Annotated in this window: 9 protein-coding genes and 1 pseudogene; 6 read left to right on the forward strand and 4 right to left on the reverse strand. The window is 67.9% G+C overall.

The annotated features are described in order from the left end of the window. Nucleotides 1-151 precede the first annotated feature (151 nt). The 3 genes and pseudogenes from ROV95_RS18125 to ROV95_RS18135 all read left to right on the forward strand — a co-directional run bounded on the left by ROV95_RS18125 (nucleotide 152) and on the right by ROV95_RS18135 (nucleotide 3,680). Nucleotides 152-841 carry a glutathione S-transferase gene (locus tag ROV95_RS18125; RefSeq protein WP_155029386.1) on the forward strand — a complete coding sequence of 230 codons (690 nt, stop codon included), beginning with the start codon at nucleotides 152-154 and terminating at the stop codon, nucleotides 839-841. Between the two features lie 32 nt (nucleotides 842-873). After that, on the forward strand, nucleotides 874-2,439 hold the full coding sequence (locus ROV95_RS18130; protein ID WP_312545637.1) for a protein adenylyltransferase SelO family protein: 1,566 nt from the start codon (nucleotides 874-876) through the stop codon (nucleotides 2,437-2,439). A 704-nt stretch (nucleotides 2,440-3,143) separates the two neighbouring features. Then, a pseudogene (locus ROV95_RS18135) lies at nucleotides 3,144-3,680 on the forward strand (adenine phosphoribosyltransferase). A gap of 78 nt (nucleotides 3,681-3,758) precedes the next feature. Here ROV95_RS18135 and dbpA read toward each other — a convergent pair. Together dbpA and ROV95_RS18145 are read right to left on the reverse strand one after the other, a co-directional pair. After that, nucleotides 3,759-5,135 carry an ATP-dependent RNA helicase DbpA gene (dbpA, locus tag ROV95_RS18140; protein WP_312545639.1) on the reverse strand — a complete coding sequence of 459 codons (1,377 nt, stop codon included), beginning with the start codon at nucleotides 5,133-5,135 and terminating at the stop codon, nucleotides 3,759-3,761. Between the two features lie 155 nt (nucleotides 5,136-5,290). Next, nucleotides 5,291-6,370, reverse strand: a complete 1,080-nt coding sequence (locus ROV95_RS18145; protein WP_312545640.1) for a YeiH family protein — start codon at nucleotides 6,368-6,370, stop codon at nucleotides 5,291-5,293. 102 nt (nucleotides 6,371-6,472) lie between these two features. Here ROV95_RS18145 and ROV95_RS18150 point away from each other — a divergent pair, with 102 nt between their 5' ends. Then, nucleotides 6,473-7,348 carry a LysR family transcriptional regulator gene (locus ROV95_RS18150; protein WP_312545642.1) on the forward strand — a complete coding sequence of 292 codons (876 nt, stop codon included), beginning with the start codon at nucleotides 6,473-6,475 and terminating at the stop codon, nucleotides 7,346-7,348. Between the two features lie 348 nt (nucleotides 7,349-7,696). Beyond that, nucleotides 7,697-9,580, forward strand: a complete 1,884-nt coding sequence (locus ROV95_RS18155) for an ATP-binding cassette domain-containing protein (protein ID WP_312545643.1) — start codon at nucleotides 7,697-7,699, stop codon at nucleotides 9,578-9,580. 154 nt (nucleotides 9,581-9,734) lie between these two features. Here the strand turns inward: ROV95_RS18155 and ROV95_RS18160 are convergent, their stop codons facing one another. Next, nucleotides 9,735-10,196, reverse strand: coding sequence for a cytochrome c (locus ROV95_RS18160; protein WP_005416218.1), 462 nt, complete (start codon nucleotides 10,194-10,196; stop codon nucleotides 9,735-9,737). Between the two features lie 9 nt (nucleotides 10,197-10,205). Further along, a complete protein-coding gene (locus ROV95_RS18165) occupies nucleotides 10,206-10,601 on the reverse strand; it encodes a c-type cytochrome (protein ID WP_312545644.1) in 396 nt (131 codons plus the stop codon). 205 nt (nucleotides 10,602-10,806) lie between these two features. On the opposite strand from ROV95_RS18165, the gene ROV95_RS18170 reads away from it, so the two are divergent. Beyond that, entirely contained in the window at nucleotides 10,807-11,958 is a 1,152-nt protein-coding gene (locus tag ROV95_RS18170) for an efflux RND transporter periplasmic adaptor subunit (protein WP_312545645.1), read from the forward strand. Nucleotides 11,959-11,973 lie beyond the last annotated feature (15 nt).

The following is an 11,973-nucleotide window of genomic DNA, read 5'->3' on the forward strand; positions in this document are numbered from 1 at the left end:
TCTGCTGCCGTTTGGTAGCCAGAACGCCGGAAGCGAGAGCTTCCGGCGTTTTTATTGCCCGTTGTTTTTTTGTAGAGTCGAGCCACGCTCGACTCTACAAAGGGCATGCACTGCGCGCGGTACGATGTGGGCCTCCCCAAGGATCATCCCCATGCGCATTGTCCATCACTTGGAAAACTCCCGTTCCCTGCGCGTGCTGTGGATGCTGGAGGAGCTGGGGCTGGACTACGAACTGCGCCGTTATCCCCGTGATCCGAAGACGCTGCTGGCACCGCCCGAGCTGCGCAGGGTGCATCCGCTCGGCAAGTCCCCCGTGCTGCAGGACGGTGAGCTGGTACTGGCCGAGTCCGGCGCCATCCTCGACTACCTCGCGGATCGCTATGACACCCAACGCCAGCTGTCGCCGTCCCCGACACCGGCCGATGGCGCCGAGCGCATCGCCTACCGTTACTGGCTGCACTACGCCGAAGGCTCAGCGATGCCGCCGCTGCTGTTGACCCTGGTGATGGGCCGCATCCGCAACGCGCCGATGCCGTTCTTCGCCCGCCCGATCGCGCGCAGCGTTGCCGACAAGGCCGAGCGCGGCTTCATCGGTCCGCAGCGGCGCCTGCACCTGGACTGGATGGAGCGCCGCCTGGCCGAAAGCCCCTGGTTCGCGGGTGATCGGTTCAGCGCGGCCGACATCCAGATGAGCTTTCCGATCCAGGCTGCGGCCGCGCGCGGCGGTGGCCTCGACGACAAGCCGGCGCTTCGCGGCTTCCTCAAGCGCATTGGCGAGCGCCCGGCCTACCAGCGCGCCGAGGCCCACGGTGGACATCTGCAGGCGCTGAGCGGCAATTGAGGCCGTCGGCCGTCGCCCCCATCTTCAACACCATGGATAACGACAGCCCCCGTTTCGACAATCGCCTGCTGAATGCCCTGCCGGGTGACCCAGAGTCCGGCCCGCGCAGGCGTGAAGTGCTGGGCGCCGCCTGGTCGCCGGTGATGCCGACGCCCGTGGCGGCGCCCACGCTGTTGGCCTGGTCGCCGGAGGTGGCGGCGATGCTCGGCTTCGATGCCGATGAAGTGGAGAGCGATGGCTTCGCCGATGTGTTCGGTGGCAATGCGCTGTACCCCGGCATGCAGCCGTGGGCGGCCAATTATGGCGGCCATCAGTTTGGTCACTGGGCCGGCCAGCTCGGCGACGGTCGCGCGATCTCGCTGGGTGAACTGGTCGCGCCCGATGGCCGTCATTGGGAGCTGCAGCTGAAGGGGGCGGGGCCGACGCCGTACTCGCGCGGCGCCGATGGTCGCGCGGTACTGCGCTCGTCGATCCGCGAGTTCCTGTGCAGTGAAGCGATGCACCACCTTGGCGTGCCGACCACGCGTGCGCTGTCGCTGGTTGGTACCGGCGACGACGTGGTGCGCGACATGTTCTACGACGGTCATCCGCGTGCCGAGCCCGGCGCCATCGTATGCCGTGTATCGCCGTCGTTCCTGCGCTTCGGCTCATTCGAACTGCCGGCCTCGCGTGGTGAAACTGGCTTGTTGCGGCAGCTGGTCGACGCGTGCATCGCCCGCGACTTTCCGGAGCTCGAAGGGCAGGGCGAGGCGCTGTACGGTGACTGGTTCGCGCAGATCGCGGTGCGCACTGCCGAGATGATGGCGCACTGGATGCGCGTCGGCTTCGTGCATGGCGTGATGAACACCGACAACCTGTCCGTGATAGGCCAGACGCTGGATTACGGTCCCTATGGATGGGTCGAGGACTTCGATCCGGACTGGACGCCGAACACCACCGATGCCCAAGGCCGGCGCTATCGTTTCGGCACCCAACCGCAGGTGGCGTACTGGAACCTGAGCCGACTGGCGCAGGCGTTGTCGCCATTGTTTGCCGATGTCGAACCGTTGCAAGCGGGACTGGCGGCGTACCAGTCCACGTTCGTTGCCTGCACCCGTCGCGATGCAGCGGCCAAGCTCGGCCTGGCAGCGGCGGATGATGAGGACCTGCAGCTCTACCTGCGCTGGCAGCAGCTGATGCAGGACGGCAGCATGGACATGACGCTGGCCTGGCGCGCGCTGATGCGCGTTGATCCAACGTCGCCCGATGTGGGCGTGCTTGACGCGGTGTACTACGACGAGGCGCGCCAGCAGTCGGTGCAGGCACCGCTGCAGCAGTGGTTGCAGGACTACACGGCGCGGCTGCGCGTGGATCCGCTGTCGGCCAGCGAGCGCACGGTGAAAATGGCCGCGGCCAATCCGCTGTACGTGCTGCGCAACTGGCTGGCCCAGGAGGCCATCGATCGCGCCGAGCAGGGCGACCTCGGCGGTGTTCACGCATTGCAGGACGTATTGCGTGACCCGTATACCGAACGCGCCGGGCTGGAGCACTTTGCCGGCAAGCGCCCGGCGTGGGCCGACAACCGCGCCGGCTGCTCGATGCTGTCCTGCAGTTCCTGAGGGTGGGTTTCGGCAGGGCTGCGCCCTGCACCTGCAGAGGCCACCGCGCAAGCAACGGCCAAAGCCAAAGCGGCTCTGGATTGCTGATGGTCTGGCGGGACGGTGTGGGGCTGCAGGACACGCCGTAAACCCCCAAACCGGCCCAGCCGCTGGCGGCTGTGCGTTCGGGCGCTTGCGAAGCAGTGCTTCGCAAGCAAAGCGCCCTCACCCCTGGGGGCTCGATGGCGCCATCCATGGCGCCAACGGTCCTGCAGCCCCACACCGCCCCACCTCCGACAGATTCCCGCTGCTGTGGGTAGGTGTCGACCTTGGTCGACACGGTAGATCCACGCCATGCGTGGATGCTCTTCGTTCAATCTTCGAAATACTCGATTTCGATGAAGATTCATCCACGCATGGCGTGGATCTACAGAAAGCAATGCCCGACAGATCGCAGAAATCTGTCGAAGGCGGGGTGGGTCCGGTTGCGGGGGCGTGAGCGCCATGGATGGCGCGACCGAGCCTACACGGACGTATCTACGGCGCCCCCGCAGCCGGACCCACCCCGCCATCCCACGGAATGCACGCTGTTGCTGTTGCTGTTGAGGTTGCCGGCCAGCGGCCGGCACTACCGCAGGCGCCCGGCGCAGCCCGGCCGAACACCCCAACAGGCAGCCGGCGCCCGGAACAGGTACCCTATGCCGCCATCAGATAGCCAACGTGACATGACCGACGCCCTCGTCGCTCCGCAGTGGGCCTCCCGCCTGCGCGACATCGCCGACTTCCCCAAGCCCGGCATCCTCTTCAAGGACATCATGCCGCTGCTCGCCCATGGCGAGGACTTCCGCGGTGCCATCACCGCGATGGCCGACCGCTGGCGCGACCAGAAGCTGGATGCCGTGGTGGGCATCGAATCGCGCGGCTTCATCCTCGGCGCCGCGATGGCGCTGGAACTGGGGGTGGGCTTCGTGCCGGTGCGCAAGCCGGGCAAGCTGCCGGGCCAGGTGCTGCGCGAGGAATACACGCTCGAATACCGCAGCGACTGCATCGAAGTGCACGCCGATGCGCTGCCGGCCGGTGCCCGCGTGGCGATCATCGACGACGTGCTGGCCACGGGCGGCACGCTGGTCGCCGCGTTGTCGCTGGTGCGCCGCCGCCTGGTGTCGAGGTGGTGGGTGCCGGCGTGCTGGTCGAGCTGGACGGCCTCGGCGGCCGCGCGCTGGGAAGCGGACCTGCCGCTGCACACCGAACTGGTGTTCTGAGCCTGTCGCCGGGCATGGCCCGGCGCTACGCACGGCATGCGGGTAGCGCCGGGCCACGCCCGGCGACCACCCTGTTCCTTACATCATCCGCACGCGGAAACGACGGCCCTTGATCTTGCCGGCTTCCAGCCTGGCCACGGCCGTGTTGGCCTGCTCACGGGCGATCGCCACGTAGGAGCGGGTCGGGAAGATCGCGATCTTGCCGATGAACTTGGCTGACAGGCCGGCGTCGCCGGTCAGTGCGCCGAGGATGTCACCCGGGCGCAGCTTGTCGGTCTTGCCACCATCGATGCGCAGCGTACGCATCGCCGCCTGCGGCAGCTCGGCCGGGCGCGCCGTCGCCAGCGGCGTCTTCTGCCAATCCAGCGGTTGCCCCATCTGTGCTTCGATCGCTTCGGCGCGGGTCTTCTCGCGGCCGGCCACCAGGCTGATCGCCAGGCCACTGGCACCGGCACGGCCGGTACGGCCCACGCGGTGCTGGTAGCTCTCCACGTCGGTCGGCAGCTCGTAGTTGATCACCGCGGCCAGCTCTTCCACGTCCAGGCCACGTGCGGCCACGTCGCTGGCGACCAGCACGTTGCAGCTGCGGTTGGCCAGCAGCAGCAGCACTTCCTCGCGGTCGCGCTGCTCCATGTCGCCGTGCAGGGCCAGTGCCGAGAAGCCGAACTGCTGCAGCGAGTTCGCCACTTCGTCCACGTCCTTGCGGGTGTTGCAGAACACCACCGCCGATTCCGGCGTGTACTTCAGCAGCAGGCCGGCCAGCGCCTTCTGCCGGTGCGCCGGTTCCACTTCGCAGAACATATGGCGGATGGCCGGGGCCTGGTCAGCACCTTCCACGGTCACTTCCACCGCGTCGCGCAGCAGGTCGCGTGCCATGGCACGGATGCTGTCGGGGAAGGTGGCCGAGAACAGCAGGCTCTGTCGATCCTTGTGGGTACGGCCGGCGATCTCGCGGATCGGTTCCTCGAAGCCCATGTCGAGCATGCGGTCGGCTTCGTCCAGCACCAGCGTGCGCACCGCGCCAAGATTCAGCGCGCGCTTGCGCGCCAGCTCCTGCACGCGGCCGGGCGTGCCGACCACCACGTGCGGGTCGTGGCCTTCCAGCGACGCCAGCTGCGGGCCCAGCGGCACGCCGCCCACCAGCAGCAACAGCTTCAGGTTGGGGATGCCGGTAGCCAGCTTGCGGATCTGCTTGCCGACCTGGTCGGCCAGTTCGCGGGTCGGGCACAGCACCAGTGCCTGCACGCGGATCAGGCTGGGATCGATGGCCTGCAGCAGGCCCAGGCCGAAGGCGGCGGTCTTGCCGCTGCCGGTTGGCGCCTGTGCGATCACATCGCGGCCATCGAGGATGGCCGGCAGGCTCTGCGCCTGCACGGGGGTGAGGGTGGTGTAGCCGAGGGCATCCAGGCCGGGCTGCAGGGCCGGGCTCAGCGGCAGGGTCGAGAAGTCAGTCATGGCGCATTGTACCTGCCTGCGCGGCCGGTCCCGCCTGATGGGGTGGGGTCGGCCTCCTTTCCGCAGGAAAGGGCTCTGACCCCCAACTGGGCCCGCCATTCACGCATGGCGTGGATCTACGGGTGGGTGCCGACGGCTGGTCGGCACGCTCCTGCTCAGCCCAGCACCGCCAGCACGCCCTGATGAATCGCCAGGCCACCGAAGAGCAGCCAGGCGAACAGGATCAGCGCCAGCAGCAGCGGCCTCAGGCCCGCCTGGCGCAGCGCCGAGACGTGGGTGGTCAGGCCCAGCGCGGCCATCGCCATCGCCAGCAGCACGGTATCCAGCTGCACCAGCCCGGCCTGCAGGCCGGCCGGCAGCAGGTGCAGCGAGTTGAACCCGGCCACCGCCACGAAACCGAACGCAAACCACGGCACCACGATGCGTGCCTTGCTGCCGTCGGCGCTGGCCTTGCCGCCACGCGCCAGCCACAGCGACAGGGCGACCAGGAACGGTGCCAGCAGCATCACCCTCACCATCTTGGTGATCACGGCAGTATCAGCCGCAGCTTCGTTGACCGCACGGCCGGCTGCCACCACCTGTGCCACTTCATGCACCGTCGCACCGGTGAACAGGCCGTACTGCCGCGAGTCCATCACCAGCCAGCCGTGCGATTGCACCAGCGCATACAGCGCCGGGTACAGGAACATCGCCAGCGTGCCGAACACCACCACCGTAGAGACCGCCACCGTGACCTGCGCCGCACGGCCACGCACTACCGGTTCGGCGGCCATCACTGCCGCTGCACCGCAGATTGCGCTGCCGGCGCCGATCAACATCGCCGCCTCGCGTTCCATCTTGAACACGCGCACGCCCAGCCAGCAGGCCAGGCCGAAGGTGCTGGCGACCACCAGTACGTCCATCAGCACGCCGCTGACGCCGACGTGGCCGATGTCCTGGAAGGTCAGGCGCAGGCCGTACAGCACGATGCCGGCGCGCAGCAGCCAGTGCTTGGAGAAGCCGACACCGGCCGCGCTGCTCGGCGCCAGCCGCGGGTAGAAGGTGTTGCCGACCACGATGCCGGCGACGATGGCGACGGTCAGTGCACTCAGACCATGCGCCTGCAACCAGGGAAGCTCGGCCAGGTACAGCGACGCCGCTGCGATCAGGCCGACCAGCAGCAGGCCGGGCAGGCGCGGTTGCCAGCGCTGGCGCAGGGCAGGCAGGGACCAGGAGGAGAGAGCGCGGGCGTTCATGGCAGGGGCAGGGCTGGAGTGATGGGGCAAGCGTGCGCCTGCACAACTGACCTGTAAAACGAATAATATGGGTGAAAACTACCTATAAAACGCATAATTGCCATGCGCCTGACCCTGCGCCAGCTTCAGGTCTTCGTCGCCATCGCCGATCACGGCAGCACCACCGCCGCTGGCCAAGCCATCGCGCTATCGCAGTCGGCCAGCAGTGCTGCGCTGCAGGAACTGGAGGCACACTTCGGTACCCCGTTGTTCGACCGCATCGGCCGCCGCTTGGCCCTGAACGGCCACGGCCGCGCGCTGCTGGAGCCGGCCCGCACGCTGCTGGTCAACGCCGCCGACCTGGAGCGGCAGTTGGCCGCCGGCGGCGATCCGGGGCAGGGCGCGCCGCTGCGGCTGGTGCTGGCCGCCAGTACCACCATCGGCAACTACCTGTTGCCGCCGCGCATCGCCGAGCTGCTGCGACAGGCGCCGCAGGCCGAGGTTGATCTGCGCATCGACAACAGTGCTGGCGTGGTCGCCGCCGTGCAGCGCCTGGACGTCGACGCCGGCTTGATCGAAGGCCCGTGCCACGAGCGTGGCCTCCAGGTCACGGCCTGGCAGCAGGACCCGCTGGTGATCGTCGCCGCCGCCGACGCCCCCGCACGCTGGTCGCTGGACGAACTGCGCCGTGCACGCTGGCTGTTGCGCGAGCCCGGCTCGGGTACCCGCGAAGCGGTGGAGCAGGCGTTGTTGCCGCACCTGCGCGGCTTCGCCCAGACCCTGCAGCTGGGCAATACCGAGGCGATCAAGCAGGCCGCCATCGCCGGCCTCGGCCTGGCCTGCCTATCGCGCCACGCGCTGGAAGAGCCGCTGGCCCTGGGCCGCCTGCGCGTGCTCGAGACTCCGCTGCCGGCCCTGCAGCGCACCCTGTGGCTGGTACGCCATCCGGGCAAGCAGTGGCTGCCGGGATTGCAGGCGTTGTTGGGGGACGTGGAGTAAGCCATCAGACCCCTAGTCGATTCCATCCATCGACAGTCCCTGCAGCGCTCATCCACGCATGGGGTGGATCTATCGTGTCGACCAAGGTCGACACCCACCAGAGCAGAATGCCGTTCCGACAGATCGCGGGAAACTGTCAGAGGCGGGGTGGTGTGGGTCTGCAGGACCGTTGGCGCCATGGATGGCGCCATCGAGCCCCCATGGATGGGTTTACGGCGTGTCCTGCAGACCCATACCGCCCCGCCATCCCACAGGAAACCAGCTTTGGCTGTTGCTTCGGCAGCAGCAGTGGCCGCTGCGGGTGCCGGGTGCAACCCGGCCGACGCCCCCAACCCGTACAATATCCGGATGCCTCTGATTACCCTACAGAACGTCGACTTCAGCGTCGGCGGCCCGTTGTTGCTGGAAAAAGCCGAACTGTCGATCGAGCCGGGCGAACGCATCGCCCTGATCGGCCGCAACGGCGCCGGCAAATCCACCCTGCTCAAGCTGCTGTCCGGCGACCACAAGCCCGATGACGGCGAAGTCCGCGTGCAGCAGGGCGTGCGCGTCACCCGCCTGGAGCAGGAAGTGCCGCACGGCGCCGCCGGCTCGGTGTTCGACGTCGTCGCCGATGGCCTCGGCGAGCTGGGCCAGTGGCTGGCCGAATTCCACCACCTCAGCCATGCCGAAGTCTTCGACGGCGAAGCCCTCGGCAACGTGCAGGCCAAGATCGACGCCGCCAACGGCTGGGGCCTGGACCAGCGCGTCAGCGAAACCCTGACCAAGCTCGACCTGGACGGCGAGGCCGAGTTCGGCCGCCTGTCCGGCGGCATGAAGCGCCGCGTGCTGCTCGCCCGCGCGCTGGTGTCCAGCCCCGATGTGCTGCTGCTGGACGAACCGACCAACCACCTGGACATCGAGGCCATCGACTGGCTCGAAGCGTTCCTGAAGGGCTGGAGCGGCAGCGTGGTGTTTGTCACCCATGACCGTCGATTCCTGCGTGCCCTGGCCACCCGCATCGTCGAGATCGACCGCGGCCAGGTCACCAGCTGGCCAGGCGACTGGGCCAACTACGAGCGCCGCCGCGAGGAACGCCTCAACGCGCAGGCGCAGGAAAACGCCCGCTTCGACAAGCTGCTGGCGCAGGAAGAAGTCTGGATCCGGCAGGGCATCAAGGCCCGTCGCACCCGCGACGAAGGCCGCGTGCGCCGCCTGAAGGCGATGCGCGTGGAGCGTTCGCAGCGCCGTGATCTCAGCGGCAACGTCAAGATGGAAGCCGCGCAGGGCATCAGCTCCGGCAAGAAGGTCATCGACGTCAAGGACATTTCGTTCGCCTTCGGCGAGCGCACCATGGTCCGCGATTTCACCACGACCATTCTGCGCGGCGACCGCATCGGCCTGATCGGCCCCAACGGCAGCGGCAAGACCACGCTGTTGAAGCTCCTGCTGGGCGAGCTGCAGCCGGCCAAGGGCGAAGTCAATGCCGGCACCAACCTGCAGATCGCGTATTTCGACCAGTACCGCGCGGTGCTCCGCGAAGACTGGAGCGCGATCGAGAACGTCGCCGAAGGCCGCGATTTCCTCGAGTTCAACGGCAAGCGCAAGCACGTGCATGCCTACCTGCAGGACTTCATGTTCACCCCGGAACGTGCGCGTGCGCCGATTACCCGCCTGTCCGGTGGCGAGCGCAACCGCCTGCTGCTGGCCAAGCTGTTCGCACAGCCGTCCAACCTGCTGGTGATGGACGAACCGACCAACGACCTGGACGTGGAAACCCTGGAGCTGCTGGAAGAGCTGCTGGCCGAATACACCGGCACCCTGCTGCTGGTCAGCCACGACCGTGACTTCATCGACAACGTGGTCACCTCCACGCTGGTGATGGAGGGCGATGGCGTGATCGGCGAGTACGTGGGCGGTTACAGCGACTGGCAGCGTTATGCGGCCAGCATCGCAGCGCCTGCCGCGGCCCCTGCGGCCAAGCCGGCGGCCGCTGCGCCGGCCATCCCGGCTACCGCAGCTCCGGCCGCACCCAAGCGCAAGCTGGCCTACAAGGAAGCGCGCGAACTGGAGCAGCTGCCGAAGACCATCGAGAAGCTGGAAGGCGATGTCGAAGGCCTGACCTCGGCGATGAACGACCCGTCGTTCTACACCCGCAGCAGTGCTGAAGTGACGGCGCACACCCAGCAGCTGGCCAAGGTGCAGGCCGAACTGGATGCCGCTTACGCGCGCTGGGAAGAGCTGGAAGGCTGAGCGTTGACCGGCGCCAGCGATCGCGCCGATTGATGTAGAGCCGAGCCCACGCTCGGCTCAGCAGATCCACGCCATGCGTGGATATCCGGAATCTGTGCGGACCAACGGTCCGCACCTACCAACCGACGGTCCGCACCGACCGGGGGGCCGGCCGTCATTTGACCCCGTGCAGATCCCGCAGCTGGCTCGGCCGGCTGCCGAAATACGCCGCCAGATCGGCGATGTCCTGATCGCTGAGGTCCTTCGCCTGCGGCGTCATCAGCGCATGCTGGCGGTCACCGGCGCGGTAGGCCTGCAGTGCATGCGCCAGGTAGTCACCGTACTGCCCACCCAGCTTCGGATAGGTCGGATCGATCGGCGCATTGCCATCGGCCCCGTGGCAGTCGATGCAGCTCTGGTTGGTGGCCTTGCCCTTCACCTTGGCGCGGGCTTCACCGGCAGCCTCGCGGCCAGCGGGCAGGCCGGCGGAGGACGAAGAACCGTGTTCGCCGCTGGCATGGCCCGGGTCGGCGGCGGATTTTTCGCTGTTTTCCACCTGCGACTGTGAACAGGCGGCCAGCAGCAGGGCAACGGACAGGGCGATGGCGTGACGCATCGGATGCGCGGCTTTCGACATGGGCGGGCCTTACTTGACGGTGGACAGGTAAACAGAGAGATCGGCGATCTCCTGTTCGCTGAAACTCATCGACTGTGCCTGCATCGTCGGATGCCGGCGCTTGCCCTGGCGGTACTCGGCCAGGGCCTGGGCCAGGTACTGCTGGGTCTGGCCGCCGATCTTCGGCACCCGGTAACTGGGGTAGGCGTTCTTGTAGCCGGTAATGCCGTGGCAGCCCTGGCAGGTGTAGGCCAGCACGCGGCCATTGTCGAAGTTGCCGGTGGGCGTGGCAGGCGCCGGCGCGGCGGCGGGAGCCGGGGCCGGGGCAGGTGTGGCGGGAGCAGAAGCAGGAGCGGGCTGTGCGGCGGCCCCAAGGGGCAGGAGGACGGCCAGAGCGAGACAAGCGGCGAGCGGCTGCGGGCGCATGGTGTCGTTTCCGGGGATTCGGGTCTGGTCGTTCCGGCGTGGGGTACGGAACGCCCCGAGTATAGCCTCAGGTTTCATCTAGCTGAAATGGGGGCGGGCCGACCAGCGGCGTGAAGACACCATGACCTTTGGGATATGGTGTTGCCGTGAAGTGGTGCATTACTTTGCTACCACACCTGTCCACGCATCCTCCAGGGACCTGACGATGTCGCACCCAACCTTCCTGTCCGGCCGTCGCAGCGGAATCTGCGCTGCCGCACTGCTGATCTTCACCTCCCTGCTGCTGGGCGGTTGCGCCGCAGGGCCCAATTCCGAAGCAAAGGCCGCCGACACCAAGGAGGAGAAGAAGGTCGATGCGGTCCCGGTCGAAGTGGCCGTGGCCAGCCATCGCGCGGTCGCGGCCAGCTACACGGGTACCGCCGCGCTGGAGCCGCGCGCCGAATCGCAGGTGGTGGCCAAGACCTCCGGCGTGGCGCTGGCGGTGCTTGTGGAGGAGGGTCAGCGGGTCACCGCCGGCCAGCCGCTGGTGCGCCTGGACCCTGACCGCGCGCGCCTGGCCGTTGCCCAGAGCGAAGCGCAGATGCGCAAGCTGGAGAACAACTACCAGCGCGCGCAGAAGCTGGTCGGCCAGCAGATGGTCAGTACGGCCGATGTCGACCAGCTGCGTTTCGACCTGGAGAACGTCCGCGCGCAGTACCGCCTGGCCACGCTGGAACTGTCCTATACCACGGTGGTGGCGCCGATCTCCGGCGTGATCGCCTCGCGCTCGATCAAGACCGGCAACTTCGTGCAGATCAACACGCCGATCTTCCGCATCGTCGACAACTCGCGCCTGGAAGCCACCCTCAACGTGCCCGAGCGCGAGCTGGCCACGTTGCGCGCCGGTCAGCCGGTAACCCTGGCCGCCGACGCGTTGCCGGGCCAGAGCTTCACCGGCACCGTCGACCGCATCGCGCCGGTGGTGGATTCGGGCAGCGGCACGTTTCGCGTGGTCAGTGCCTTCGATGGCGCCGCGCATGCGCTGCAGCCCGGCATGTTCGGCCGCATCCGCATCGATTACGACCAGCGTGCCGATGCGCTGGTGGTGCCGCGCCTGGCGCTGCTCGACGACGGTGAGCCGGCGGTGTTCCGGGTGCGCGAAGGCAAGGTCGCACGCGTTCCGGTCAAGCTGGGTTACGCCGAGGGCCCGTGGGTGGAGATCCGTGATGGCCTGGCGGCCGGTGATCAGGTGGTCACCGCCGGCAAGGTCGCGCTGCGCGACGGCACCGCAGTGCAGGTGATCGCTGATCCGAAGGCAAAGGCGAAGACGGTCGCAGCGGCCGCCAAGCCGGCAGACAAGGCCGGGAGCAAGCAATGACCGCCCCGGGCCACG

The sequence above is a fragment of the Stenotrophomonas maltophilia group sp. msm1 genome, from assembly GCF_032025805.1.
GTDB lineage: Bacteria > Pseudomonadota > Gammaproteobacteria > Xanthomonadales > Xanthomonadaceae > Stenotrophomonas > Stenotrophomonas hibiscicola.